30 protein-coding genes and 2 pseudogenes are annotated in these 26,612 nt (G+C 36.5%); 24 read left to right on the forward strand and 8 right to left on the reverse strand.

Features of this window, described 5'->3' with window-relative positions; all coding sequences use genetic code 11:
* Nucleotides 1-260: 260 nt before the first annotated feature.
* The 3 genes from ectA to LG273_RS07695 are packed head-to-tail and all read left to right on the forward strand — an operon-like array spanning nucleotide 261 to nucleotide 2,497.
* Nucleotides 261-809: a diaminobutyrate acetyltransferase gene (gene ectA, locus LG273_RS07685; protein WP_379561669.1), complete on the forward strand. Its 549-nt coding sequence runs from the start codon at nucleotides 261-263 to the stop codon at nucleotides 807-809.
* A 4-nt stretch (nucleotides 810-813) separates the two neighbouring features.
* A complete protein-coding gene (gene ectB / locus LG273_RS07690) occupies nucleotides 814-2,088 on the forward strand; it encodes a diaminobutyrate--2-oxoglutarate transaminase (protein ID WP_379561671.1) in 1,275 nt (424 codons plus the stop codon).
* Between the two features lie 22 nt (nucleotides 2,089-2,110).
* Complete coding sequence (locus LG273_RS07695) at nucleotides 2,111-2,497, forward strand: ectoine synthase (protein WP_379561672.1); 387 nt, start codon at nucleotides 2,111-2,113, stop codon at nucleotides 2,495-2,497.
* Nucleotides 2,498-2,560: 63 nt separating this feature from the next.
* On the opposite strand, the pseudogene LG273_RS07700 reads toward LG273_RS07695, so the two are convergent.
* A pseudogene (locus LG273_RS07700) lies at nucleotides 2,561-3,091 on the reverse strand (UV damage repair protein UvrX); the annotation flags it as partial.
* A gap of 88 nt (nucleotides 3,092-3,179) precedes the next feature.
* Between LG273_RS07700 and LG273_RS07705 the strand changes: the two are divergent.
* Together LG273_RS07705 and LG273_RS07710 are read left to right on the forward strand one after the other, a co-directional pair.
* Nucleotides 3,180-3,692, forward strand: a complete 513-nt coding sequence (locus tag LG273_RS07705) for a hypothetical protein (protein WP_404459026.1) — start codon at nucleotides 3,180-3,182, stop codon at nucleotides 3,690-3,692.
* Nucleotides 3,693-3,714: 22 nt separating this feature from the next.
* Nucleotides 3,715-4,311 (forward strand): hypothetical protein, encoded by a 597-nt coding sequence (locus LG273_RS07710; RefSeq protein WP_404459028.1) that lies wholly within the window; start codon nucleotides 3,715-3,717, stop codon nucleotides 4,309-4,311.
* 30 nt (nucleotides 4,312-4,341) lie between these two features.
* Here the strand turns inward: LG273_RS07710 and LG273_RS07715 are convergent, their stop codons facing one another.
* Both LG273_RS07715 and LG273_RS07720 read right to left on the reverse strand, forming a co-directional pair.
* Nucleotides 4,342-4,959: a hypothetical protein gene (locus tag LG273_RS07715; RefSeq protein WP_404459030.1), complete on the reverse strand. Its 618-nt coding sequence runs from the start codon at nucleotides 4,957-4,959 to the stop codon at nucleotides 4,342-4,344.
* On the reverse strand, nucleotides 4,946-5,482 hold the full coding sequence (locus LG273_RS07720; protein WP_404459032.1) for a sigma-70 family RNA polymerase sigma factor: 537 nt from the start codon (nucleotides 5,480-5,482) through the stop codon (nucleotides 4,946-4,948). Before LG273_RS07720 ends, LG273_RS07715 begins: the two co-directional genes overlap by 14 nt.
* Before the next feature lie 421 nt (nucleotides 5,483-5,903).
* Here LG273_RS07720 and LG273_RS07725 point away from each other — a divergent pair, with 421 nt between their 5' ends.
* The 9 genes and pseudogenes from LG273_RS07725 to LG273_RS07765 all read left to right on the forward strand — a co-directional run bounded on the left by LG273_RS07725 (nucleotide 5,904) and on the right by LG273_RS07765 (nucleotide 13,375).
* A complete protein-coding gene (locus LG273_RS07725; RefSeq protein ID WP_404459034.1) occupies nucleotides 5,904-6,086 on the forward strand; it encodes a hypothetical protein in 183 nt (60 codons plus the stop codon).
* A 122-nt stretch (nucleotides 6,087-6,208) separates the two neighbouring features.
* Nucleotides 6,209-7,713, forward strand: a pseudogene (gene istA, locus LG273_RS07730) (IS21 family transposase).
* Nucleotides 7,706-8,425, forward strand: a complete 720-nt coding sequence (gene istB / locus LG273_RS07735) for an IS21-like element helper ATPase IstB (RefSeq protein ID WP_379561680.1) — start codon at nucleotides 7,706-7,708, stop codon at nucleotides 8,423-8,425. The pseudogene istA and the gene istB overlap by 8 nt, the downstream one beginning before the upstream one ends.
* Before the next feature lie 13 nt (nucleotides 8,426-8,438).
* Nucleotides 8,439-8,978 (forward strand): DUF5677 domain-containing protein, encoded by a 540-nt coding sequence (locus tag LG273_RS07740; protein WP_404459036.1) that lies wholly within the window; start codon nucleotides 8,439-8,441, stop codon nucleotides 8,976-8,978.
* Complete coding sequence (locus LG273_RS07745) at nucleotides 8,975-9,220, forward strand: hypothetical protein (RefSeq protein WP_404459038.1); 246 nt, start codon at nucleotides 8,975-8,977, stop codon at nucleotides 9,218-9,220. Before LG273_RS07740 ends, LG273_RS07745 begins: the two co-directional genes overlap by 4 nt.
* Nucleotides 9,221-9,851: 631 nt before the next feature.
* The gene (locus LG273_RS07750) at nucleotides 9,852-11,690 is read left to right on the forward strand and encodes an alpha/beta hydrolase family protein (RefSeq protein WP_379560847.1); all 1,839 of its coding nucleotides are present in this window, start codon (nucleotides 9,852-9,854) and stop codon (nucleotides 11,688-11,690) included.
* A gap of 277 nt (nucleotides 11,691-11,967) precedes the next feature.
* On the forward strand, nucleotides 11,968-12,222 hold the full coding sequence (locus LG273_RS07755; protein ID WP_379560848.1) for a hypothetical protein: 255 nt from the start codon (nucleotides 11,968-11,970) through the stop codon (nucleotides 12,220-12,222).
* Between the two features lie 144 nt (nucleotides 12,223-12,366).
* Nucleotides 12,367-12,624 (forward strand): hypothetical protein, encoded by a 258-nt coding sequence (locus LG273_RS07760; protein WP_379560849.1) that lies wholly within the window; start codon nucleotides 12,367-12,369, stop codon nucleotides 12,622-12,624.
* Complete coding sequence (locus LG273_RS07765) at nucleotides 12,560-13,375, forward strand: hypothetical protein (RefSeq protein ID WP_404459040.1); 816 nt, start codon at nucleotides 12,560-12,562, stop codon at nucleotides 13,373-13,375. Before LG273_RS07760 ends, LG273_RS07765 begins: the two co-directional genes overlap by 65 nt.
* Nucleotides 13,376-14,078: 703 nt before the next feature.
* On the opposite strand, the gene LG273_RS07770 is transcribed toward LG273_RS07765, so the two are convergent.
* The 5 genes from LG273_RS07770 to LG273_RS07790 form a co-directional block, all read right to left on the reverse strand.
* Nucleotides 14,079-14,468, reverse strand: a complete 390-nt coding sequence (locus LG273_RS07770) for a hypothetical protein (RefSeq protein ID WP_379560851.1) — start codon at nucleotides 14,466-14,468, stop codon at nucleotides 14,079-14,081.
* A 158-nt stretch (nucleotides 14,469-14,626) separates the two neighbouring features.
* A complete protein-coding gene (locus tag LG273_RS07775; RefSeq protein WP_379560852.1) occupies nucleotides 14,627-16,006 on the reverse strand; it encodes a sensor histidine kinase in 1,380 nt (459 codons plus the stop codon).
* Nucleotides 16,003-16,683, reverse strand: coding sequence for a response regulator transcription factor (locus LG273_RS07780; protein WP_404459043.1), 681 nt, complete (start codon nucleotides 16,681-16,683; stop codon nucleotides 16,003-16,005). Before LG273_RS07780 ends, LG273_RS07775 begins: the two co-directional genes overlap by 4 nt.
* A 161-nt stretch (nucleotides 16,684-16,844) precedes the next feature.
* A complete protein-coding gene (locus LG273_RS07785; protein ID WP_404459045.1) occupies nucleotides 16,845-17,531 on the reverse strand; it encodes an ABC transporter ATP-binding protein in 687 nt (228 codons plus the stop codon).
* 1 nt (nucleotide 17,532) lies between these two features.
* Nucleotides 17,533-18,567 (reverse strand): FtsX-like permease family protein, encoded by a 1,035-nt coding sequence (locus LG273_RS07790; RefSeq protein WP_404459047.1) that lies wholly within the window; start codon nucleotides 18,565-18,567, stop codon nucleotides 17,533-17,535.
* A gap of 291 nt (nucleotides 18,568-18,858) precedes the next feature.
* Between LG273_RS07790 and LG273_RS07795 the strand changes: the two genes are divergently transcribed.
* The 10 genes from LG273_RS07795 to LG273_RS07840 all read left to right on the forward strand — a co-directional run bounded on the left by LG273_RS07795 (nucleotide 18,859) and on the right by LG273_RS07840 (nucleotide 26,547).
* Nucleotides 18,859-20,420, forward strand: a protein-coding gene (locus LG273_RS07795; RefSeq protein WP_404457746.1) for an IS3 family transposase whose coding sequence is annotated in 2 segments (ribosomal slippage) — nucleotides 18,859-19,519 and nucleotides 19,519-20,420 — 1,563 coding nt in all. Because the reading frame shifts where the segments join, the coding sequence is not laid out codon by codon here.
* Nucleotides 20,421-21,656: 1,236 nt separating this feature from the next.
* Complete coding sequence (locus tag LG273_RS07800; RefSeq protein WP_042224024.1) at nucleotides 21,657-21,917, forward strand: metal-sensitive transcriptional regulator; 261 nt, start codon at nucleotides 21,657-21,659, stop codon at nucleotides 21,915-21,917.
* Between the two features lie 140 nt (nucleotides 21,918-22,057).
* Nucleotides 22,058-22,537 (forward strand): DsrE/DsrF/DrsH-like family protein, encoded by a 480-nt coding sequence (locus tag LG273_RS07805; protein ID WP_379560857.1) that lies wholly within the window; start codon nucleotides 22,058-22,060, stop codon nucleotides 22,535-22,537.
* A gap of 61 nt (nucleotides 22,538-22,598) precedes the next feature.
* Nucleotides 22,599-22,898 (forward strand): rhodanese-like domain-containing protein, encoded by a 300-nt coding sequence (locus LG273_RS07810; RefSeq protein ID WP_379560858.1) that lies wholly within the window; start codon nucleotides 22,599-22,601, stop codon nucleotides 22,896-22,898.
* Between the two features lie 19 nt (nucleotides 22,899-22,917).
* Entirely contained in the window at nucleotides 22,918-23,490 is a 573-nt protein-coding gene (locus LG273_RS07815; RefSeq protein ID WP_379560859.1) for a sulfurtransferase TusA family protein, read from the forward strand.
* Nucleotides 23,491-23,502: 12 nt separating this feature from the next.
* The gene (locus LG273_RS07820; protein ID WP_404459050.1) at nucleotides 23,503-23,901 is read left to right on the forward strand and encodes a DsrE/DsrF/DrsH-like family protein; all 399 of its coding nucleotides are present in this window, start codon (nucleotides 23,503-23,505) and stop codon (nucleotides 23,899-23,901) included.
* Between the two features lie 23 nt (nucleotides 23,902-23,924).
* On the forward strand, nucleotides 23,925-25,055 hold the full coding sequence (locus LG273_RS07825) for an MBL fold metallo-hydrolase (RefSeq protein WP_404459052.1): 1,131 nt from the start codon (nucleotides 23,925-23,927) through the stop codon (nucleotides 25,053-25,055).
* 20 nt (nucleotides 25,056-25,075) lie between these two features.
* Nucleotides 25,076-25,303: a sulfurtransferase TusA family protein gene (locus LG273_RS07830; protein WP_404459054.1), complete on the forward strand. Its 228-nt coding sequence runs from the start codon at nucleotides 25,076-25,078 to the stop codon at nucleotides 25,301-25,303.
* A gap of 47 nt (nucleotides 25,304-25,350) precedes the next feature.
* Complete coding sequence (locus LG273_RS07835) at nucleotides 25,351-26,136, forward strand: sulfite exporter TauE/SafE family protein (protein WP_404459056.1); 786 nt, start codon at nucleotides 25,351-25,353, stop codon at nucleotides 26,134-26,136.
* A 45-nt stretch (nucleotides 26,137-26,181) separates the two neighbouring features.
* Nucleotides 26,182-26,547: a rhodanese-like domain-containing protein gene (locus LG273_RS07840; protein ID WP_404459058.1), complete on the forward strand. Its 366-nt coding sequence runs from the start codon at nucleotides 26,182-26,184 to the stop codon at nucleotides 26,545-26,547.
* Nucleotides 26,548-26,612: the final 65 nt, after the last annotated feature.

Consider the following 26,612-nt stretch of genomic DNA (forward strand, 5'->3'; position numbering starts at 1 on the left):
TCAAGAATGCGGGAAACAATCAAGCATTTTAAGGGGGGAGGAAGGGAACCCCCACCAAATGAAGTTTCACTTTGTATCTGACGCAAAATTCGGTTTATTCCTGACGATCTAATAGTTATTAATAGATAGGTTATGTTCATTTTCCTCTCAGCCTGGTATATCGTGATTAAACACGCTATACCATGTTTAATCCGTTTTGACGCTCACCTGCATTGCCGTTAGCCTTATATTATACGTGTTTTAAAGAGGAAATAGGAGGTGTGAGCATTAGGAATCAGAATGGAAATGCAGTAGAACAGACTGTGCAACCTAAAACAGAAGTATCTTTTCGTAGTCCTGCAAAAAAGGATGGTGCTGCAGTTTGGGAGCTAATAAAGCATACTGGGGTGTTGGATTTAAATTCCTCCTATAGCTATTTGATGTGGTGTGATATTTTTTCCGAAACATCTATTGTTGCAACAGAGGATGAAAACGTATGTGGTTTTATTTCTGGATATATTCACCCCAAAAAAGCCAACACTTTATTCATTTGGCAAGTAGCAGTTCACGAGTCAGGTAGGGGAAAAGGATTGGCTAGCAGAATGCTGAAGGAATTATTGGGCCGTGTTGCGTGTGAAAAGGTGCAATATCTTGAAGCGACCGTTTCTCCATCCAATGTAGCTTCCACCAATTTGTTTAAAGGGCTTGCCCGGAGTCTGGAAACGAATTGTATCATCACAGATTATTTTACTTCCACGGACTTCCCACAGGAAGGTCACGAAGATGAGCTGTTATTTAAAATCGGACCTATAAAAAAGGATAAAGGATGATTTGATGACTATTGCAGTGATACAAGATACGAAGATGAAAACGTTTGAAGAAATGGAATCGGCGGTTCGCAGCTATAGTAGAGGCTGGCCGACGATTTTTGAAAAAGCCAAAGGGTATAAGCTTTGGGATACAGATGGAAAAGAATATATTGATTTTTTTGCTGGTGCTGGAACATTAAACTATGGTCATAATGATCAAGCGATGCAAGATAGAATTATTGAATATATACAGAATGACGGGATCATTCATAGCCTCGACATGGGCACGACCCCTAGGAAAAACTTCCTTGAACGCTTCAATGAAGTAATCTTAAAACCTCGTAACCTCGATTATAAAATTATGTTTCCGGGTCCAACGGGGACAAATACCGTAGAAAGTGCACTGAAGATTGCTCGAAAGGTAACGGGCAGAGATTCGGTTATCAGCTTTACAAATGCGTTTCATGGCATGACAATTGGTTCTTTATCGGTTACTGCTAATTCCTTTAAGCGGCACGGGGCAGGGGTACCACTCCATCATACGGTATCGATGCCATTTGATGATTATGTGGAAGACCAGGATTCTCTTGCTTATTTAGAACGATTTTTAGAAGATAGCGGAAGCGGAGTAGCGCTCCCAGCTGCTATTATATTAGAAACCGTACAGGGTGAAGGTGGCATTAATGCAGCAAGAATGAGCTGGCTCAAAAAGGTAGAGGCACTTTGTAAGCGTTGGGACATTTTACTAATTGTGGATGATGTGCAAGCCGGTAACGGACGGACCGGCACTTACTTCAGCTTTGAGCCCGCCGGAATTGAGCCAGATGTGGTCTGCCTATCCAAGTCTATTGGGGGAATTGGTTTACCAATGGCGATTACACTGATCAAACCAGAGTACGACCAATGGGGACCTGGTGAGCACAATGGTACCTTCCGCGGAAACAATTTGGCCTTTATCGCTGCTACGGAAGCATTGAAAAACTGGGAAACTCCAGCATTTGGTGAAGCAGTACAGGAAAAAGCACATTTCTTACGTGATGGAGTTGAAAACCTGATTGAAAAATATCCACAGCTAAAAGGAGAAGCAAGAGGCAGAGGCTTGATGCAAGGAATTGCTATTGAAGAGGAAGGGATCTCCGGAAAAATTTGTGCAGAAGCTTTTGAACGCGGGTTAATTGTAGAAACTTCAGGGCCGAATGATGAAGTAGTAAAATTTCTTCCGCCATTAATTATTGATAAAGAAGGTCTGGAGAAGGGCTTAACTATTTTAGAAGAATGCATTAAACAAGTAATCGCATAAGCTAGAAAGGGGAAGTGTGTACATGATTGTAAAATCACTTGAGGATATTATCGGAACAGAGGACGAAACATCTGGTGAGAACTGGACGAGTCGCAGGTTTTTACTGAAACAGGATAACTGTGGTTTCAGTATGAACGATACGATTATTAAGGCAGGGACAGATAATTACTTTTGGTATAAAAACCATATTGAGGCCGTTTACTGTATAGAAGGAGAAGGTGAAATTGAAGAAGTGGAAAACGGCAAAGTGCACCCACTCAAGCCGGGAACCATGTATATTTTGGATAAAAATGATAAGCATCATCTCCGGGCTAAAACGGAAATGCGCATGGTTTGTGTCTTTAATCCTCCACTTGTGGGAACGGAAACGCATAATGAGGAAGGGTATTATCCTTTACTGACAGAATAAGCTTTGTTTACAGGGGAAAGCACCTGGCCGGTCTGGCTGGGTGCTTTTGACTTTCCTTGCTGTCTACGCCCTATGTCCACCAATTTTTTTACTTCGACCAATGGTGATACCTGCGTTTGTATAGCTTGTAGCACGGAGGATAGCGGTGGTGCCAAATTTGTCACGAATGGCATCCATTGCATAGCCAATATCATTTTTCTTAGAGCGATCTTCAAACAGGTCCAGTTGGGTTGCTCCTTTGTCAAATAGATTATCAAGTGTCACGTAGACATGGCGAATAGTGCTTTTTCCATCATAAAATTTGCGGAAAAGCTGGAGACAAACGCCGTACACATCCATTGTTACGTTTGTTGGAATACTGACAGATTGGGACCTGGAAAAACCACCACCTGTTTCCTTTGAGTAAGAGATGCCAAGATGAATTGTTTTCCCCACCTTTTTGGCAGTCCGGGCGCGGCGGCACACTTCTTCACATAAATCAAGAATGCAAATTGGTGCCTCTTCTGCGGAATAATCTCTTAACAGGGAGATCCCATGTCCAAAGCCTTTTTGCTCTGTTTTCGTAAAGTTGCCAAACACAGGGCTAAGGTCGATTGTATCAGCAAAAAATTGAACATATTATAATTTGTACATAATTCTACAGTCACATTCCTTGTAACTATTATATCAACACTAGATTTATATGATTAAAAAAATGAAGAAAAAAACTTTTTTGTTCTCTGCTTTATTATTAGTTTTGATTCTGGTCAGTGTCACACCAGCATCTGCTCACTTCATGTCAAGTGGCAAGCATTCTGTCGACAATGGAGAAATACGATGGGGCACATTTCACGGAAGCACTCAATGGACTTCTGCAAGAAATACTGCAATAGCAAGGTGGGATGCGGAGGGGGTTATTAATATTGCTGGCGATACTTCTTCTACGATTGAGGATTTATCATTCACAGATTACTCGTCCAAGGATGGTGTGTTAGGTTCGTGGACACAATTCCCTGGAGCCGACAGAATTAGGTTTAACAATTATTATTTTGATGATATGAGGGCTTGCGAAAGGAACAAAACTGCCTTACACGAAATGGGTCATGCTTTAAATCTTGATCACAATAGTGTCGCTGGTAGTGTTATGAGAAGTGGAACTATATGTCAAAGTTTCTTAGGTGTACATGATAAAAGTGATTTAAGAGAACGTTGGTAAATTTAATTAAGGAGGTAAGCTCATGAAAAAGAAAATTCTTTTTATCATTTTAGGAATTACTGTAATGGTTATAGGCTTAGTTGGCTTTAACAGCATAAATTCAAGCGTAACTGCTAAAGACAGTAAACCCGAAGAACATGTTAGAAATATTGGTGCAACGTTTATGGCTAATTTCGATAACAAACAAATTTTAGCAGGTTCAGCAGATTATCTCTTTACTGGTGAAGTAACAGAAAAATTAGGAGAAGTTGATGATTTTGATTATCCAACTACGCAATTCAAAGTAGAAGTTAGTAATCAATTGCAAGGAAAATTGCCTTCTAAAGAGGTGACTATTAACCAGTACGGGGGACATCATACTGAAGAAGTAGACGGGGAAACAATCGAGATACTATATTTATTTGAAGGAGATCCTCTCTTAGAAACAGGCAACCAATATGTTTTTGCTGCTAACAAACAGGAAGATGGGAGCATCCTTTTAATTCCTTTGTACGGTAATACTAAAGTTGAGGAAAATTCTATAAATGGTGGTAACGGTATAATACAAGAATTTGAAGAAGCTGTTAAAAACCCTATAGTTCCAGAACTACAACAGAGGATTAACGAATCAAAAGAATAATTTTAACCAGGAGGGAATAACCCCTCCTGGTTAATTATCTTTATTATATAGCTTAGTATATTTTTCTTTGATTTCTGACATATGTTTTTCATTTTCTACACTAATACTCCCACCAATAGGGATTATAGTCCTTTTATTATTCTCTTCAGAATCTATAGTAGCAAAAAGATAAGTCTTGTTTGTTTCAAGAAGTTCATCGCCTTCAATTAGAAGTAGATCATTACCTTCGTAACCGCCAAGTTGATTAATAACTTCGGATTCATCTAAATTACCTTTAATATTCTCTAAGACTTTTACTTCAAATTGTGTTTCAGGATAATCGTTCTGAATCGTGTCTACTTGCACTTCAACTGTCCCAATAAATACATTATCTGCAAAATCAACAACTGCTTCAGGGTTGAGTATGTCAATAATATAATCCATTTCTATAGTTTTTATAGTTGGGTTTTTGGGTGGTGGAGCATCATTTATAAAATATATTAAGCCCAGAAATAACAGAAATACTGGTGTTAATATTGCAACTAAAGGATACAATTTCTTTTTCTTACCAGGCATTTCAGATTTCGCCAGTTGTATTCCCAAATCCCTTTTACTCTTAAGATTATTGGGGATTTCGATTTTATTAATTTCCTGTTTAATCTTGTTCATTTTTATACCCTCCTTCAATATTCTCACGCAGTTTATTTAAAGACCGATATAGGATAGTTTTAACAGAACCTATTGGTAATTCTAATACCTCTCCAATTTGCTTGATAGTTAAGTCATTATAAAATTTTAAAAGGATTACTGCTTTTTCTTGCGGGCTCAAATGTTTAATTAAATTATCTAAAGTAATTTTCCAGTCAATATTTTCTGAAAAGTCATGGGAATCTTCGTTAACCAAAGGTACGTTATCTATATCAATCATCTGATTTTTTTTTCGGTCACGAATAAAATCTAGCGAACAGTTTATCGTTATTCTTGTTAACCACGTTTTCATATACTTAGGTTCCTTTAAGCTTTTAATTGATTTAAAGGAGCGATACGCAGTTTCTTGAATAATATCTAAGGCTTCGTCTTGATTTCCTGCATAGATAAAAGCCACTTTATATAATTCTGTTTCGTATTTCTCAAATATTTTTATGAATGCTTTTGCATCTCTATTCTGTGCTTTTTTAATTAGTACCCTCACAAAATGCACCTCCCTAAATGATTAGCTTATATATATTAGACGGTAGCATGAACGATTTGGCTTTTAATTATGATTATTTTTTTATTTTAACCTATATGTATACTCAACTAACCATTCCCTCAACGGTCCACCTCTCTTTAAAAATAATACTATTACAATATTAATGCATTATAAATAATAGTTTTAGGTGATATAAAGCGAATCTTTTAGCTATAGTGGTAGACATCCAGTCATTGTAATAGTCCCTACTTCATGTTTAAAGTTGAGATCGATTAACTGTCCCAAAAGGTGTACATATCTACTGGGAAACAAATTTTATAATAGTATATATCTTATTTTAACTTATGAAATAAATATTGTACTAAATATAAATATTCCAATTTTTAATAATTTCGGATATCATTACTTGTAGGAGGGTAATATGTATGAATCACAAAATAATCTAATAGCTATACATGATGAATCAATTCAGTTCTGTGTTAAAAGTGTAAGAGTTGAATTAGAAAGATTAAAAAATGACACTCCCATGGTAAAACAACATGCAATTCTTGCTTTAAAAAATATCCAAAAGGATAGATTTGTTTATGGCATACTAATAATGTAAGGATTGGCATTATGTAGTGCCCGGAGGGCGCTACAAAAATTAAAAAAACCACTTGCCAACCTCTCCAAATAAACTTAAACTCCTCGTTGGACCAACAACGTTCGACAGGAGGATATTAGGAGATGTTAGCAGTGGCACAAGTTAATTATATCAGACATGAAGTTAACCAAAAAGGTGAAACATATGCCAGTGTAGGTAGAAGAATGGGCGTAGATCCACGTACAGTCACAAATACGCTAATCAGGAAGAGTTTAAGAAGAAGGAAAAACAAAAGCGTAAATCACCTATAATGGATCCAGTTAAACCTATCTTAGATAAATGGATAAAGGAAGATTTAAAGAAGAAAAGGAAGTATCAAAGAACGGCAAAGAGGATGTTTCAACAGTTAGAGAAGTTTCATAGTTTCAAAGGATCTTACAGAACAGTTCGTGATTATGTTTCACAGCGCAAAGGGGAGTTGAAAGAGTCTATAACTGATGCATCATTACCACTCGAATCTTTCCCCGGGACAGCCCAGGTAGATTTTGCTACAGCACCATTTAAGTACCACTCGGAGGTCATAGATCTCCCCTATTTGGTTATGTCGTTTCCTTATAGTAATAGCTTTTACTTTCAGGTGTTTCCTTCGGAAAACACAGAGTGTTTACTAGAGGGATTACAACGAATATTCCGTTACATGGGTGGAGTGCCTCGAACAATACGGTTTGATAATTTATCACCAGCTGTAAAGAAAATCGGTGCAAAGGGTGAACGAGAATTAACAGATACATTTGATCGTTTTGTACTACACTATGGTTTTACATACGAATTTTGTAATCCAGGTAAAGGAAATGAAAAAGGCCATGTAGAAGCAATGGTGAAATATGTGAGGAATAACTTCTTATTACCAGAGAATACGGTTTTAAACTTAGATCAATTTAATCAAACCTTGTGGGGATTGGCGGAAGAAGACCGTGAACGTCCTCATTACGAGAAGGAAGTCGTGCAAATTCAATTATTCAAAGAAGACCAGGAAAGTTGGTTAATGCTTCCTGAGAAAGAATTTGAATGTGCTCGGTATATGGAAGTAAAGGCAGATAAATATGGCATGGTATCCATAGATAAAAAGCAATACTCTACTTCTCCTAGATTTGCCAAACAAAAAGTACGCGTATGCGTTACTTATAATAATATCATTATCTTAACTGAAAATAACGATATTATTGTAAGACACTCAAGATTATACGGCATGAAAAGGAAATCTATGGTGTGGCAGCCATACTTAGATTTATTATCAAAACGTCCTAGAGCTATTAAATATACAAGTCTTTATGATCAATTTCCATCCCTATGGACGGATTATTTAAATGACTGTACAGAGGAAGAGCAAAAGAGTGCACTACGTTTACTGAGTGAGCTTTTAAAGAGAGACGATTTTTCAATATTGAACGAGGCTTTACAACAAGCTTCTTCTCACGGGCATCCAAGTGTTGATCAAATAAAACATTGTTTTTATTCATTACTTAATCAAGATGTGGTTCACAGAGCGATTACACCAAAGGTGTCCATACCTACAGTACCTGATGTGACTAGAGGATTATCTCATTATGATTCTTTCTTTCAGAAGGAGGGATCAATAAATGAATGAGCAGATAGAAGCATATGCCAAGCGCTTAAAGTTAAGTTGGATTAGAGAAAACTACCATACTGTGGAAGCAGAAGGCCAACAGGAATACCTCTTGAAGTTATTTGAGAGGGAAGTGGAGAATCGTGAAGAAAGAAAAACGAACTTATTACTGAAACAAGCACAACTTCCGAAAACAGGCAATCAACCATTTCAGTGGGAGCATATTCAAATTCCTCAAGGAATTGATCGAACTACAGTACTAAATGGAGACTTTACCAATGAGAAAGAAAATCTTATTTTGTATGGGGGCGTAGGTACAGGAAAGACGTATTTGGCAACATTAGTTAGCTTAAATGCCATACATAGGTTTGGCAGCCAGATTAAATTTTACACCGTGGCATCTTTAGTAAATAAATTAATTGATGCAAACAAGCAAGGAACTCTTAGCAAACTGATGAAACAGATTGAAAAGCTAGATTTATTGGTATTAGACGAGCTAGGCTATATTCCACTTCATAAAGAAGGCGCAGAGCTTTTATTTCAGGTTATATCCATGTGTTATGAGAATAAAAGCATCATCATAACAACAAACCTGCAGTTTGGTCAATGGAACCATGTCTTTGGGGATCCTATATTGACAGAAGCAGTCATTGACCGATTGATTCACCATTCACATTTATTACTTTTTACCGGGGATAGTTTCCGTTACAAAGAATCCTTATTACATGAATAATTAGAGGTGGCAAGTGGCATACAATTTTAAGTGCCATTTCATACATTTTTTACTTGCCAAATACATCTTAAGGGAGTCAGAGAAACCGAACATATGGGAAGAATACCAATATTATGGTTTAGGTCAATTCAAGCTTATTACTGAAAGATATGAAGATACTGGTGATATATATCCAAACAGTCATGTTGAGTATAAATATCTAAATCTAATTGTGGAAGAATACAAAAGTAAAGACTTTATTGATATGGATTTGAAATATTTTGATCGCCATAATATAAAAACTAAAGCAGAAATGGTTGGCGAATTAAATCTTTATAAACATTTATATGATTACGATTCTATTTATGAACATGGATTATGGGGAGCTATTAGGGAGAGCAGTTTATTAAAATGCAATACAGCTAGTCATCAGTTTCAATGCGTACCAGATATTGAAAATCAGCAGAAACTTAAAAGTGTATGGCATGATTGTCAATTATTAATGCAAGAGACACTAAATATATTAAAGAAACTATACGGTTACCCATCTCATTTAGAGGTGAAAGATAAATGACAAAAACTAAATTTCAAGAAGAACTTATACATATTCAAAATGAATATAAAACCCTATTAGAAATGGGACTAAATGAATGGGAAGAAGAATATTTTATTGAGTTTATTGAAGAAGTAAATCTCTTTTGGAAACAATATGAGCCTGTATTGTTAAATATCTATAAATATGAATTTTCCCAAATAGATACAGTTTTTCTTACAGCAGTTACGAATAATATCAATATATACGGGGGGGTAAAATGAACCTAGAAGTCTCGATAATTGTTCAGTAGTTAACAATGCTGAAGATTACTTTACACATTGAAGAATGAAGCATCGTGTATATTGATTACCAAATATTTAAAGAAATAATTTTTTAGGTATACAGAGGTTACGATTAACGGAAGAGGAACAAGAGTGGTACGATTTGAGTTTTCGTAGTGACAGAGGTTTGGCTCGACTTAAAGATACTCCTCTAGTTTAATGAATCGGTTTAACAAAAGTACTCAACAACAAGAGATAAATAGTAACATCAGCTAATACACCTTGAAAGAAGAAATGATATTGTTTTTTCTAACGTAAAGGGTGATTTTTTAGTTTTTTTAATCAACTTTTATTCTGAATCGACAAAGAAGGAATTGACAGCGTTTACATCAAAAGCTATAATAAATTCAACAAGTTAAAATAATGGTGGAGATTTGGAGACCCATACTGTAATAGTACTTCTTTCCTGAAGTGCGTCTATTGCGGTGTGGGTTTTTGTCTTTTCACATACTTGTTTGTTTAATAGAAGTTAAGTGAAGTAGGGGGTGCACACGTCCGAAGTTTTAGCAGGTGACGGATCTCGGTGAGGACCATATAGACTAAGTTACAAATAAGGAGGAAAAGGGGAAACATGGAAAAAGGAAAAAGGAAATCTAAGCTATATTTAATAATATCATTAATATTAGTTGTTGTTAGTATGATTGGTGCGTCTTTGGTTCAGACTTCTGGTGGTGAAGTAGAGGTCAAAGAAATGCAATGGGAGACTCCATCTGGCCATATGATGAGTGCGTTTTTGTTTGTGCCTGATGGTGTGTCTGAAGATAACCCTGCGCCGGGCATAGTTACTAGTCATGGCTGGTATAATAACAAGGAAATGCAGGATATGAACTTCGTTGAATATTCCAGAAGAGGCTATGTTGTTATGTCAATAGACATGTATGGACATGGGGAGTCCGAAGCTGTTAGGCCCGATGAGTGGCAAGAACGAGGAACAGGTATGTATGATGCTGTTGAATTAATGGCTGATCTCCCATATGTAGACACTTCAAGGATTGGAATAACAGGTCATTCTAACGGCGCTCGAGCTGCCAACTGGTCTATTGATGTGGACAATGAAAAAGAGAACCCATTGATAGATTCAGTGCTATTGGTAGCAAATGATGCGAACTATATAAACCGGGAAACTGGAGAATACTATAATAAATACGGAAGCAGAGACGTCGGAATTGTAGCAGCCCAATATGATGAATTCTTTTTCCGAACTGAAAATCCGGACGGTACAATGACTGCACCGAGAGATTTTATGGGCACGGATAATGCACAATCGTTTCTCCATTTTGGTGAATCTCCTGACAATATTGAATCAACTCGCTCCAGTTATGAGATGTATGAAGAAGAAATAAATGGAGAATCAGCTACACGCGTGATTTACAATCCGGCTCAAACACATCCATGGAATCACTTTTCCGGTCATGTAGCAACACAGAGTATAAACTTTTTTGACGAAACACTGGGAAATCCAGAGCCTATACCAGCAGATAATCAGGTATGGCAGTTCAAAGAGTTCTTTAACTTATTAGGCCTTATCGGTTTTGGGATGTTTCTCGTAAGTTTTACAAAGGTATTGCTATTTACCCGGCCATTTGCAGGGCTCCGTGCACCACAAGACCCGTCACCAGTTGAATTTGCAACGAAGAAGCAAAAAGGGTGGTTTTGGGGAGGGCTTGTGGCAAGTGCTATCTTTTCAGGAGTTTCCTATATCGCCTTATTTAACTGGGCGATGGTGAATCGTCCGGATTTCTTTCCACAGGCATATACGTTTTATGTTGGAACATGGGCTGCATTGAATGGGTTATTTGCTATACTGTTAGTGTTCCTGTCCCGTAAATTTACGGATAGTGAGCAAAAATCCACGTTGAAAGATATAGGTGTATCCATTAGTTTAAAAGAACTTGGAAAAACTGTGTTTTTTGCTGTCATTGTAAGTACAGCTGCGTTTGGTTTGGTTTTTGTCAGCGACTATTTGTTTAATACAGACTTTCGAATCTGGTTCATAGCGGTTACGGACTTTACGCCGGATAAACTTATTATCGCGTTAAAATATCTTCCATTTTTCTTAATATACTTTGTAGCCAATTCCGTAGTGGTAAACAGTTTCAATTATTACAGGAATGGAAAAAAAGAATGGATTAATACCGCTTTACTAGCTCTTTTTAACACACTCGGGCCAATAGTAGTACTCGCCATTCAATACATCACATTCTTTATTACGGGACATGTATTTTTTGAAACTGTATCGGCTATCGTAGGCATTTGGCTAATTAGTTTCCTGGTCATCTTACCTGTGGCTACGATAATTTCAAGAAAAATTTTCAGAGCAAGCTTGAATCCTTATTTAGGAGGGATAATTTTTGCCATAGTTGTTACATTGATTTCTGTGACTAATACTTTAACACAACTTCCAAACTAATTAGTAAGAGTGATTATTTGTAATGGCCTGCCATGCTCGGTGGTAGGCTATTTTCTGCATACCCATTTTGTTGCAAAACGCTTGGGGGGATATGCAATGATTAATAAATTTATTTTGGCTTCCTTGTACAGAAAAAACAAAAATGGTGGGTCATTTTTAGACTTGGAATGAATATAAACAAGAAACTTTCGGTCCCATACCTATAACGCAATCGGGCGCTTTCGCGGGATAAAGGCTACGCTCACTATTGTTTTCTAGTATATTAAGGGGCCATAAAATGAAGAAAGTGAAGAATCTTTCACATTCCGAGTGGAGATTAAGTGTGATGGCTGCTTTAGTGGCCCTTATTGGGAATTTTATTGCAATCTTTGTTGTCCTGCGTGAACTGAATATAACATATGTGATAGGTTGTCTGGTCGTTTTTGCATTAGTGGTTGTTGCTAATACGATTTACGTGTTCTATAAGAGAAAGAAAAAAACGAGGTGGAAAATGGGAACCACAATCGCGGGTAGCAACCCATTAAATCCTTGATTATAATTTGTGACGTGTCTTTTCGCTTATTCTTTAATCGGGCGCGATTGCGGCATAGCGGTGTTCCATAATCGGGCCAGATTGTTTAATATAGTGTTAGAATTGTGTCGATTGAAAAGAAGAAAATAAATAAGGGGAAAACTAATGACAAAGAAAAAATATTATGATGAATATGGAAATCAAATTAGGTCTAGACCATCGAAGCCATTTTATAAGAAATGGTTGGTTTGGGTGATAGTAATTTTTGGTGTATTATTTGGCGCTATAGGAATCTATACTCTTGGTAGTAAAGAAGAAGCAGCAGATTACCCATTAGAAAAAGGAGAAGAAACAGTAATTGAGAATCCAGAACTTGCGGATTCAAAGGAAGAAAATGCAGAAGAGCAAGCAATATACATATGAAGATTTTAAAGGAATATATGTTATCTTTTCAGGAGAGCCTTATAAAACCTCCATAAAAGATATGTCAGATATAATAGTGGTAGAAGACGATTATTATCAAAGCTTTAATCGTTGGGATTTTGATATGACTTCTACTATTAAAGATAAAACAATAGAAGGAAATGTTTTAACACTTGATTTAGATAGAGATGAAAATGAAATGTGGGGACTTCATAGTGAAAGTGGAACTGAACAATTCGAATTACGGCATGACGGTGATAAAAAAATTCTTTATTCAGTTACAAATGATGATTCTTATTATTCAATGTCTAATCAAGATCTACAAACTCACTATACCCAATCAGAAATAGATTATGCACGAATCATTATGACAATATATGGAGAGCCAACTTTAGATCAATGGGCTATGTGGGAAGAAGAGTGGGGTGTTCCTGTTGTTGTCGTAATTTATAATTCCGCTGGTGATCCTACAGAAGTTTCTGATGAAGTTCCTTATCCTAATGACGTAACTCATTTAAGTTTAACCAATCAAGGGATGGCAGCCGGAATCATAACGTACTCGTCTCACGGTGATGGAACTATCGTAAGATATCCTATGCCATTACATTATCATCAAGAAGATCAATCAGAAGAGGGGTATCGACAACTTGCTCAGGAATCTTTAGATGATGCTGAAGCGATCTACATAGAACCATTCGAACCCTACACTGTAGCAGACTTTATTGGACGTGTGGAGTTTCTATATGAATAAAATGGGGAATTGGAAATGGATCATCGAAGAATATTTAGTTCTACTTAATAGGGTGCGATTGACAAACAAGTGTGTTCAAGAGTAGGGCGCTTTTGTTGAAGAACAAAAGTCTAATTCCCACAAAATAGGAGGGATAAGGCTTTTTTATCTTTCAAAACCCTTTACTTTGAATCTGTACTTTCTTGATTTTACCCCATTGGTAATCGGTTTGGCGCCAAGTGGTAAATCCTGTGGCAATGGCTGGTAAAAAACATGGCAGAAGTGGTACATTCTTATGGCCGTAATCATCATGGAAAGTGAAGGCAAAAAATCATTTCCTTCGAGTATTATTTTGATATGAATATTTGTGATATTATGAAGTTTTTTACTTAAACTAACTATCAGGTTGTGTTAAAAGCTTTTCCTAAATTAATTGATGTGTGGGTCGCATTTAATAATACTGCATTTCTAATAATGGGCAACATTTATGAATTGAGATAACTATATTGAGAGGAGCATCAGCAACTCACAATAAAAAAATGCCAAAAATACATTAATTTTAAGTTTAATAATTCTAACACCCATAACCCGGCCGTTTTGTTTAAATGACATAAGTAAAGGATAATAGATATTTGTTGATTAGTATCTATTATCCTTTTAATTTTTAATAATTTCTGCTCTACTTTTGAGCATATGATCGATCGCTTTTATAATTTGAAGATGTCTATATTTCTCCCTTAATAAACAATGTTAATAGGAAAAATAGTAGAAAGCTCGTAAGTAATGTGACTCCACCACCGATATAAATGAATAAAGTAACAACGTCAGGTAGATTAAACGGATTAACCATATATAACCACATTCCTACTGTTAAACCTACAGAGCCTAAAATTGCGCTCCAAACATGCAACTTTGTCAAAATTGATTCAGTTGTTTGAAATACTTTATAGAAAACTGCCCATCCGAAAAGAGTTAACCAGCCAACGACAAGGATATGTGCATGAACCGCACGAAATGCATATGAACCAGAACCAGCCATATGTGCGCCTAATATTGCACCAATCAACCCAAAAACTCCTGCAAATCGTAATAAAGTTCTACTATTTTTATTCATATAGAATTCCCCCTCCATTTGTTCATCTAGCTTTTTAAATTAATCTTCTATAATGTACTTCCAGAATATGAACGGAGTATGAACAAAATGATTACAAATAGGGGGCAAACTAATAGGCTGATTTATTTGGTCTTGCATGACACAAATAAAAGATAATACTAACTTACTGGCAATTCAACAACAAAGGTAGTTCCTTCATTTTCTAAACTATCCACATGAATCAGTCCACCATGCATTTTAACAATGGTTGCAACAATGGATAGTCCTAACCCTGTTCCATCAACTGAACGCGTCCGTGCGGAATCTTCTCGATAAAAACGATCAAAAATTCTTTCTTTCCCTTTATCATTCAATCCTATCCCAGTATCTTCAAAGGTTACCAATATCGATTTCTCTTTCTCTTCAATCGATATTTCAATACTGCCATTCGTTTTATTGTATTTGATAGCGTTAGTTAACAAATTATCCCAAACCGTATTAAGAAGAGACGGGTCCCCAGTAATTTCTACATCCGGTAATGAAAAACCGACCGTAATACCTTTTTCCCCCATTTGCCACTGATAGTTTCGTACAAGTTCTTTCATTTGCTTCCCAACATTAAATGGTTTTCTTTTCATAATATCTTCATCACGGTCTAACGAAGCAAGTAGTAATAATTGTTTCGTTAATGTAGAGAGCCTTTTAATTTCCCCGTTAATGATAGAGATGTAATTGCTTTTTTCTTCTGGACTTAATGCTTCTATTTCCAATAGGTTTGTATACCCTTTTATATTGGATAGAGGTGACTGGATATCATGAGAAATATTCGAGATGAACTCTTTCCTCATATCATCCATTTGCTCTAGTTTACTGGCCATTCGTATAAAACTATGTGAAAGCTCTCCTATTTCATCATGGCGAGTATTATCAAGATTAACATTGAAATTACCATTAGAGAGTGATTTTGTGGCTGTTGTAAGTTTTGAGATTGGACTCACTAAATATTTTGTACTAAAAATAACCATAACGATACTCAGAATAATCGTTAATGCTAGCAACCACCCAAATAAAATATGCATTTCGTTAAAAAGGAGTTTAATATCTGGTCTAAGGAAAAGAGCATACTTTTTCTCGTTATGTGTTAACGGTATACCAATCGTATTCTTCAACTCATTTGCAAAAAAACCTGTGACAAATGTTTCCTGTGGGAAATTTAAAATACCATGAAAAATGCCACCGTTTAACACTTGTGCTTTAGTGGAATTAGACAGATTATTTTCCCTAAAAGGTGCACCGAAATAAGATTCCTCTCCAGAATCGTCAACCAAAAAAATTTGGTATCCAATGGAGGAGATATTATCCAAATACTCTTTAAGATTTATATCGGAATGATTGCTTGTAAATTCAGCAATATCTAATGCGATTTTTGTGTTTTTTTGATCATTATAAGGTTTTAATTTTTGCTGATAATACGTATTGGAGATTAAAAAGGCAAAGATTCCACTAAAAATCATAATTCCAATGGTAATCACAACAAACTTCACATAAAGAGATCTCATCTGCAATTTGCCTCCAGCGAATATCCAATCCCACGCACTGTCTTAATTTGAAAGTCATCCGTCAATTTAGAAAAACGTTCCCTTAGTCTTTTCACATGAACATCTACAGTTCGTTCATCCCCTTCATAATCCAATCCCCAAATAAGTTCTATTAGGTGATCACGAGAAAATACCTGCATAGCATTTAAAGCCAGAAAATACAGTAGTTCGAATTCCTTTAAGGGTAAAAGAATAGTTCGATCCCTAATCTGAACCTCATAGTTTTTCTTATTTATAGTTGTGCTTCCTAAGCGAATAATAGATTCATCTGATTGTTTATCATATCGTCGCAATAAAGCTTCTATTCTAAAGTTTAATTCTTTTGGTTCAAATGGCTTGACCAGATAATCATCCGTCCCTGAGCTGAATCCTTCTTCTTTATCCTCAATTTGATTCTTGGCTGTTAAAAGGATGACTGGAATATCATATTTCTTTCGAATCTCCCTTGTTAATGCATAACCATCCATAAAAGGCATCATCACATCCACTACTGCTAAATCACATGCTTCTCGATTAAGAACTTCTAATGCTTCAGTACCGTCTTTTGCTTGAGATACTTTATACCCAGCTTCGGATAAGTGGATATTTACTAGCTGTAAAATATTGATATCATCATCTACAATTAGAATAGTTGTCATTCTGTATTTATTCTCCTATTTAATTTAATCAAAATATTAGTTATCTACTTTAATTAAAAGTGCATTTAATAAATAATAAGAAATAAACAGCCCGTAGAAATGTGTAGGCTGTTCATTTACATTATAACTTATATTAATAAATTCTCTAGTTTTTGTAGAATTTAATCTCCGCTTTGCAAAACCATTCCATCACTCATTTTGATGACATGGTCAACATATGAAAGCATTTCTTCATCATGGGTAACGATTAATGTAGTAATATTCAATGTTTTAGTTAAATCTCTAAGTAACGACATTATATCTTTAGACCTCTTTGAATCTAAACTTGCAGTTGGTTCATCTGCGAAGAGGACTTTAGGTTCATGAATTATGGCACGAGCAAGGGCAACCCGTTGTTTTTCTCCACCTGACAATGAAGGTGGGTAAGCATTTTTCCTATGGTCCATTTCAACTAATTGTAGAATTTTATTAACTTCTGCTTTTCCTGCCTGTTTGCTTAATTTTGAACCAGAAACATCTAGCATTAGCATTAGTTGTTCTTCAACTGTGAGAAAAGGAACAAGGTGAGCAAATTGAAAAACAAAACCAAATTTACTTGCTCGTATCTTTCGCACCTGTTCAGAACTCATAGAAGTCATATTATTACCATCGAATATAACTTGTCCTTTTGATGCAGGTTGTAGACCTGCAGCTATTGTAAGGAGTGTACTTTTTCCAGAACCTGATGCACCCACTAATGCTGTTACTTCTCCTTCGTTAAGCGAAAGGTTAATTCCTTTTAGTATTTCTTCCTCTATTTCACCATTAGTAAATGTTTTCCTTACTTCTCTAAGTGTAAATATTTTCATATTAAGCCTCTCCTTGTTGTATTGCTTGTAAGGGTTGGATTTTTTTAATTTGTATACCTGAAAGTGTAGCTCCAATAAAACCGATAATTAGGAATACTATAGATAATTGTGCTGTTATTTTAAAGGTTAAATGGAATGGCATTCCTTCAGTTGCAATCATATTAAAAACTTGGCTGAGTGAAATAGATATAATAAGTGCAATTATAGTAATAAAGAGCATTTGTGTCCAAATCATTTTGAATAATTTGCTTGTCTTTATACCAATTGCTTTTAAAATACCGTATAAACCAATTTTTTGAACGTTCATCATGTAGAAAAAGATAGCAAATAACATTCCACTAATGATAACTAAAAACCAGACAATCATATTTAAAGACATTTGTTCTGCGTTATAACTTGGAATTGTATTGAGAAAATCTTCATTTGAAAATGATTGTAATCCCGTGAATTCTTTAGAAGAATCTTCCCCTGGGATGAAAACTAATTGCATTTCTTTGACTCTAAATATTTCCTTGTAATTTTCCATATTGATATAAGCAACGGGGCTATGACTATATTTCTTTTGATCAACAAAATCTTTTACAATAAATTCGCCACTAAATTGATTATTCGTTAAGGTATCTCCAACATTTATACCTTTATCCTTCAATGAGCTATCTAATATAACTTCTCCTTGCTTAACATTTTTAAATAACTTTGAATCAGAAGATGTAACAAAAGCAACACCTTGTTGTTTATCATCCTTGTCATTTAGAAAACCCATTTGAATAGAAAATGCTACAGCATCTTTTTGTTTATTTAATATCTCTTTTTGTATATCACTGTCTATTTTTGATAGGTTATAAGTTTCCTCAGCTTCTTTATTCATATAAAAGTGCCCTTTTGGTAAATCTTTAATGAGGGCAGCATTGTCTTGCGATAATCCATTTGCCAATCCAGATATTATAAATGTCAATAAACTAACGAGAAAAACAATCGAACCTAAAATTAAAAATCTTATTTTATTTTTCTTTATTTCCTTCCAAGCAATGTTCATCTTTTAACTCCTCCCAAACTCTTTTTAACATTCTAAGTTTATGTCTCGAATATGAACGGAAGATGAACAGGAAATTACATTTAATGTGGAATAGAAATGAAGTTGAATGAACAATGAGTAGTTAATAGGGCCAAGATTATCACTTATGTGCAGAAGATCGTGATGATTTTAACAATGATGGACATTTTTGTTACGTAGTTTGAAAATAATTGTGAATTAAATATGATATGCTCCCCTTAAGGTAGACAGATTAAAAAACAAAAATCTGTTTATCTTAAGGGGAGTATTTTTATGGGCAAAAAAAGGAGTAGACCTTTAAAAGAAAAAATTGAAATTCTACAAGCATATGAATCAGAAGAGTATTCGTTGAGTGATATCTGTTCTTTTTATAATACGCACCATAAGACGGTTAAAGTATGGCAAGAAAAATATAATAAATATGGCGTGAATGGCCTGAAGGAGTATAGAACAAAGAAAACGTACCCAAAAGAGTTAAAACTATCGGCGATTAAAGACTATGAATCTGGCAACTATTCCTTAAGGGATGTCACTAGAAAATATGAGATTTCGGACCCAAGAGTTTTAAGACAATGGATTAAAAAGTATAATGGTCATAGTGAAATGAACGGAAACAGGAAAGGGCGGACAGAAACTATGACCAAAGGTAGACAAACAGAATGGCGAGAACGGATTGATATCGCACTAGACTGCCTTGCCAAGGGAAAGGATTATCAAAGCACAGCCGAACTATATGAGGTCTCCTACCAGCAGGTGTATCAGTGGGTGCGGAAATTCGAATCTAAGGGTGCAGACGGTCTGAAAGACGGCCGTGGAAGAAACAAAACAGAGGAAGAACTGACGCATGAGGAAAAAACACAGTTCGAAATGAAGAGGATGGAGAAAGAAAACGAACGACTAAGAGCGGAGAATGCTTATTTAAAAAAGTTGAAAGAGATCGAAAGGAGGGATCGTTAAGTAGAGTTCGTTTAAAGAAGGAATTTACAGCTATCAAGGAACTGCATCAAAAAGAAGGGTTTTCAGTGAAGCTTTTATGTAAAGTTGCGGGAATTGCGCGTTCATCCTACTATAAATGGGTAAATAGGATCTCCACTACAGAAGAGAAAGTAAATGAAGAAATTCTAACGGAAATATATGCCGTGCATAAAGAATTCAACGGCATTTATGGTTATCGCCGGATGAAAATAAACGTCAACCGTCGGTTGAGTCATCAATACAACCACAAACGAATATACAGACTCATGAAATTTGCAGGCATTAAGGCTGTTATCAGAAAAAAGCGAAAACCTTATATCAAATCGACACCGCAGCATGTCGCCGAAAATAAGTTGAAACGTGAATTTACAGCTGAGAACCCAAATGAGAAATGGGTAACAGACGTCACGGAATTCAAGTATGGGGAGATGTCTAAAGCTTATTTGAGCGCCATTCTCGATTTGCATGACGGATCTATCGTCAGCTATGTCATTGGTCGATCAAATAACAACTCATTAGTTTTTGACACCTTTGATAAAGCTTTAAAAGTGGAACCAGAAGCTGGACCCCTATTTCACAGCGACCGTGGCTTTCAGTATACGTCTAAAACATTTAAAAGAAAGATAGAAAAAGCTGGAATGACGCAAAGTATGTCTCGTGTTGGAAAATGCATTGACAATGGTCCGATGGAATCTTTTTGGGGTATGTTAAAATCTGAAGAGTATTACTTGAATACGTATAGTTCCTTCGAGGAGTTGAAAGAAGCAATCGAGGCGTATATCAACTTTTATAATTGCAGACGTTACCAGGAAAGTCTAAACGGCCTTAGCCCTCTTGAATATAGAGCCAAAGCCGTCTAACTTTTTATTATTTGTACTGTCTACTTGACAGGGGTCAGTTCAATACTTAAACAGATGAGGGCTTTTTGTGGTACAAAGTTTATCCTTTATTACACAAGATCTCTTTTAGTGCGCAGTGCAGAGAGGAAAACCTTATAGAAGATTAACTAAACAAGGAATACAAAGAGAAATAGAAATAATCGCGATTAGAGCAGGATTGTAAGACAAAGTTAGTCTACCTGTTTTAAGCCATACTTTTACAACATTAACATTAAATAATTGAGCTGAACTTTTAGTAATTCAAGAATTTTTGGGTCAGCATTCGCCGGATACCACACTTAGGAAAAAACTCACGATAGAAAACGTGAGCAACATAAAGGATATCTTATTCCCCATAAGAGTATTGTCATTAGCCGATACTGTACCCCAGGAGTCTTCACTTTTAAATGATTTTTGAGAAAGGATGTACTTAATAACGGGCAGATTAGTTGCAGAGGGAATATTATTTTTATACATTTTATAGGGAGCAGTTATGGTTGTTTGCTTGTAAAATTTTGAATTAATTAGGTTTAGTATTGTTGTATTCTGTATGTCCCCTTTTTTAAACAGTCATGTAGATTTAGCACTTCTCTTTTTGCTTTACTGAATGGATTTATTACAATCGGTGTAGGAAACAGTGTAATTAAGGATGAAGATGATCAAAAAATAATGATTAGCTGAAGTTCCTTGAATTGTTGTGACGTTAAGAGCTATTTAGAAGTGTGAAGATTCCACATTCAAACTATGTTAGAACTAGTTGTGGTGTTCTTCTTCCTTGATATAATTTTCAGGGTTGACATTATACCCCCTTGGGTATAATATGTAGTCATACTGTTATTATGAAGTGCGGGAAATTAATGACTATAGCAATTGTAATTTTAATCTCATTTTTTCCCTTGAAGTTTCTGTATCGCAGATATGTCCCTGTACGGGGAGTTTGGAAAATAGAATTAAGTGAAGTTGCTGTAAAGCACGACTCGCGGGTCACAATAGTCGACACACGGAGTTATCAGACATCATTCAAGAATGCAATAGAGCAAGCTTACTGTTTGCCTCTAGCATATCTGAACAGACACTTTCGATATATTCCTAATAAAGATGTCATTATAGTGGCATCAGATTATGTTGATAAGAATCTCAGTATTCGTTTATTGAAGCGAAAAGGCATCCAGGTTGTCGGATACTACCTAATAAGATAAAGAAAGGAGCAATTGCTTTATGAAATACGATGACCAAGTCAAAAATAGAATGAAACGTATTGAAGGACAAGTTAGAGGTTTGTTAAAGATGATGGAAGAAGATAAAGAATGCCGTGATGTGGTTACACAGATGTCTGCAGTACGAAATGCTATGGATCGGACTATTGCATTAATAGTTAGTAAAAATTTAGAACAATGTATCCGAGAAGAAAAAGAAGCTGGTGAAAGTTCAGAGGACATCATCAAAGAAGCAGTCAACCTGCTCGTTAAAAGTAGATAAATCATTGATTTGACAAATTATTAAAGAATAGTTAACATGTAATTTGGGTTAAGTGAAACATATTAACCCTATTTTTTAAACAAGTTCATATACCCCTACCGGTATGTGTATAATTTAATTAAATATAAAGGAGAATGTATATGCCAGATAAAAAGAAAACTACGATTGTTTTGTTTAGCGGAGATTATGACAAGACAATGGCAGCATACATCATCGCGAACGGTGCTGCTGCATATGACCATGAAGTAACTATTTTCCACACTTTTTGGGGGTTGAATGCACTTCGTAAGGACAATCAGGTTCCGGTAAAGAAAAATTTACTGGAAAAGATGTTCGGAAAGATGATGCCTAGAGGCACAGATAAAATGGGACTTTCAAAAATGAACTATTTAGGTATGGGACCAAAGATGATTAAACATGTAATGAAAAAACACAACGCACTGCCACTTCCTCAATTGGTAGACATGGCGCAGGAGCAGGATGTTAAACTGATTGCTTGCACCATGACAATGGATCTTCTTGGACTTCAGAAAGAGGAATTGTTGGATGGAATTGAATATGCCGGGGTCGCAGCGTATATAGGTGACTCGGAGGATGGAAATATAACTTTATTTATATAATATTTTTTAGTTTGATAAATACCCTACAGGGTATAATGATTATAAATTAGGAGGAACTAGAATGCGTGAAATTTCAGCAGCAGAACTTGCAACAAAACTTAAGCTTGGGGAAAAACTAAACATTATTGATGTTCGTGAGGATGAAGAGGTTGCACAGGGGAAAATTCCAGGTGCAGAACACATCCCTCTTGGTCAGCTTCCGGATCGGCTCAATGAGGTCGACAAAAATAATCATTACTACCTCGTGTGCCGTTCAGGTGGCCGTAGTGGTAAGGCTTGTACCTTTTTGGAGGAACAAGGTTATGATGTAATCAATATGGCCGGTGGTATGTTGGACTGGAACGATGAGGTTGAAAAATAAAAACGAGGAGGATTTTCTGATGAATATTTCAGCAAACGAAATTTTGGATGCAAAGGGGCTTGCCTGCCCAATGCCAATTGTTAAAACGAAAAAGACAATCAAAAATCTGCAGCCTGGTGAAGTAATAGAGGTCCAGGCAACTGACAAAGGTTCCACGGCTGATATAAAGGCTTGGGCGGAAAGTACTGGTCACCAATATCTAGGGACCGTTGAAGACAGCGATGTCCTGAAACATTATCTGCGTAAAGCTAGTGATGAAGAAACAAAAAAAGAAACAAAGCATGGCGCCGTTACTGATTTGGAAGAACTTCGCAGGAAGATCGAAGAGGGAGAAGATATAGCCGTTCTGGATGTTCGGGAACCTGCAGAGTTTGCTTTCGGTCACATTCCTGGTTCGGTAAATATACCCTTAGGGGATTTAGAAAAACGTTACAGTGAGTTAAATAAAGATAGAGAAGTACACGTCATTTGCCGTACAGGCAGCAGAAGTGACCTCGCAGCACAAAAGCTGACCGAAAAAGGTTTTCAGGATGTTAGTAATGTAGTACCTGGTATGGCTGAATGGCAAGGACCAACAAATAAAAACAATTAGGAGGAATTTTAAATGGCTAACACTAAAGTTGCAATTATAGCAGCAAATGGTTCTCTTTTTGATGCTTATAAAGTTTTTAACGTAGCAACAGCAGCTGCTGCTTCAGATGCCGAGGTAGGCATTTTCTTCACCTTTGAAGGGTTGAATCTTATTCATAAAGAAGCACACAAGGATTTGCCACTTCCTGAAGGCAAAGAACATTTCAAGGAGGGTTTTGAAAAGACAAATGTTCCTTCTATTGAAGAACTAGTAAGTGTCGCGCAGGAAATGGGTATTAAATTAATTGCCTGCCAGATGACCATGGATGTCATGAGTCTGGACAAGGATGTCTTTGTAGACGGAATTGAAGTTGGCGGAGCCGCAACGTTTATTGAGTATGCAAGAGATGCAGATGTCTCACTGACATTTTAATTTTAGAGGAGGGGGAAAACAAAATGGCTAAGACCATAACAACCAATGAATTGGCAAAAAAAGTTGTTAATCACGAAGAAACTTTGATTCTAGATGTTCGGAATACAGATGAATTTGATAACTGGAAAATTGAAGGCGGAAAGGTTGAGGTTATCAATGAACCATATTTCAACCTGCTTGAAGGCATTGAACCTGTAGAAGGTAAATTTAACAAAGACCAGGAAGTTATCGTTGTCTGTGCAAAAGGTGGATCATCTGAATTTGTAGCGGACCTTTTGGAAGAGTCAGGCTATTCAAATGTATACAGCCTTGAGGGCGGAATGAAAGCATGGAGTGAACACCTTTTACCAGTTAAAATCGGTGATCTGAAAGACGGCGGTAGTCTTTATCAGTTTGTTCGGTTGGGTAAAGGTTGCCTATCATACTTTATCGAGTCTAATGGAGAGGCAGCAGTAGTGGACGTCAACCGTATGATTGAAAACTACGAGGGTTTTGCAGCTGAAAATGGAGTTAAAATCAAGCATACCCTGGATACACATTTGCATGCTGACCATATTTCAGGTGGTAGACAGCTGGCCGAAAAAGCAGGGGCAACGTACCATCTTCCACCTAAAGATGCTGTAGAGGTAACGTTTGACTATTCACCACTTGAAGAAGGTAACAATATTACAGTAGGAAACACGACCATAACAGTACAACCGATATATTCACCAGGTCACACGATCGGAAGTACATCTTTAATTATTGATGATCAGTTTCTACTGACAGGTGACATTCTATTTGTTAAATCAATTGGACGACCTGATCTGGCTGGTAAAGCGGAGGACTGGGTAGGCGATTTACGTAATACGCTTTACTCACGTTACAAAGAACTATCTGAAAATCTGATTGTCCTTCCAGCACACTATTCATTTGCCGAAGAGTTGGGAAATGGAGGAAGCGTGTCAGCAAGACTCGGTGACCTTTACAACAAGAATGAGGGATTGCAGGTAGAAGATGAGAATGCATTCCGGAAATTGGTAACGGAAAATCTTCCACCACAACCGAATGCTTACCAGGAAATTCGCGAAACAAACATGGGTAAAATTAACCCTGAAAATGAAAAACAAAGAGAAATGGAAACTGGACCAAACCGTTGTGCGGTTCAGGGATAATAACGAAGGAGGAATTAATAATGGATGTAACAAAAGTTCTGGATGCAAAAGGGTTGGCATGTCCAATGCCTATCGTGAAAACAAAAAAAGCAATGAACGATCTTAACAGCGGTGACGTGCTTGAAGTTCAAGCAACAGATAAAGGTGCAAAAAGTGACCTTGCAGCATGGGCGAAGTCAGGCGGACATGAACTGCTAAAGGATACAGAAGAAGATGACGTATTCAAGTTTTGGATTAAAAAAGGTTAAAGGAGCCCCACCTATTGTGGGCTCCCTTTGTTAGGGGGGATCGAGCAATGGAATATAATTTAATTTTTATTATTACAATCTTTCTAATTGGGTTTGTTGGTTCCTTCATATCGGGAATGGTTGGGATTGGTGGATCTATCATTAAATATCCAATGCTGCTTTATATCCCTGCTTTAGTAGGCATTTCTGCATTTTCAGCGCACGAGGTATCAGGTATAAGTGCTGTGCAAGTATTGTTTGCTACTATTGGTGGAGTTTGGGCGTACCGAAAAGGCGGTTATTTAAATAAAGGACTTATACTTTACATGGGAATCAGTATTTTAATTGGAAGCTTTATTGGTGGCTATGGATCCCAGTTTATGGTGGATGCAGGGATAAATCTTGTTTACGGTGTACTGGCAACTATTGCTGCCGTGATGATGTTTGTGCCTAAAAAGGGACTGGATGATATACCTATGGATCAAGTTTCTTATAATAAGTGGCTTGCAGCGGGGCTTGCACTGCTCGTTGGTATAGGAGCGGGTATTGTAGGTGCAGCCGGGGCATTTATCCTGGTACCAATCATACTAATCGTCTTAAAAATACCAACCAGAATGACAATCGCTACATCACTCGCAATTACGTTCATTTCTTCAATTGGTGCAACGACTGGTAAGCTCCTTACCGGTCAGGTACTATTTATACCGGCAGTAATCATGATTATTGCAAGTCTGATAGCATCACCGCTTGGTGCAAAATTCGGGCAAAAAATAAACACCAAAATACTCCAGTGGGTTTTGGCAATTTTAATTCTCGCCACGGCTATAAAGATATGGTTGGAGATATTGGCATAATACTAAAGAGAGTAAGGAAATAACATTTAGGGGAGAAGTGCCAAAATGGAATTAATTATACAAGTTGTTATTCTGGCTGCGATTATCTGGTTTTTTATGTATCGTTTCTTACCTGCAAAGGGGATAACGAATATAACAGCTCAAGAAGCAAGGGATAAATTCAAGCAAAAAAATGAAATCCAGTTTGTGGATGTTAGGACACCAGGCGAATACCGTGTTAATCATCGTAAACCATTTAGAAACATTCCGTTGAGACAGTTAGCAGACAGGTCAAAGGGTCTTGATAAAAATAAAGAGGTTGTAATGGTTTGTCAAAGTGGAATGAGGAGTATGAAGGCAGCTAAAATCCTTAAGAAACAAGGGTTTGAAAAAGTTTCTAATGTAAAAGGCGGCATGAGCGCTTGGGTTTAAATATTTGATGAAGGGAAAAGACCTATAAAACTAAAATAATCCGTTATTTGGAAAAGGAGATGACC

It is taken from the genome of Oceanobacillus kapialis, assembly GCF_044790185.1.
Taxonomy (GTDB): domain Bacteria; phylum Bacillota; class Bacilli; order Bacillales; family Amphibacillaceae; genus Oceanobacillus_B; species Oceanobacillus_B kapialis.